General features: G+C 67.5%; 1 pseudogene. It reads right to left on the reverse strand.

Going from position 1 to position 351, the window contains the following annotated elements:
• Positions 1-351: pseudogene (locus ACLQ28_RS34565) on the reverse strand (hypothetical protein); the annotation flags it as partial.

Below are 351 nucleotides of genomic sequence, written 5' to 3' on the forward strand. Positions count from 1 at the left end.
CTGCTGGAACAGGCCCAGCGAGTCGTGGTCGTTCATGTCGCCGAGGTGGCCCAGGTTCTCCAGCTTCGACTCCTGCAAGCTCGTCGCGATCGAGATGACCGCGGCCCGCTCGGGCAGACCGGCCTTCTTCGTGGCGGCGATGATCGCCTTGGCGTTACCAACCTGCTCGTCGTCGAGGGTGATGCGGGACTGGTCGCCCTGAGTGCCGTGCGGGATCAACTTGGCCGTGTCGGGCTTGTCGGCCTGCACCGCGACCGCGACCGGCTTGGCATCCACCGGGTTGGCGTGCGCGGCGATCGGACCGGCGAAGACACCACCGGCGAACGCGAGACCAGCAACGGACAGCACACT

Source organism: Micromonospora sp. DT201 (assembly GCF_049841575.1).
Lineage (GTDB): Bacteria > Actinomycetota > Actinomycetes > Mycobacteriales > Micromonosporaceae > Micromonospora.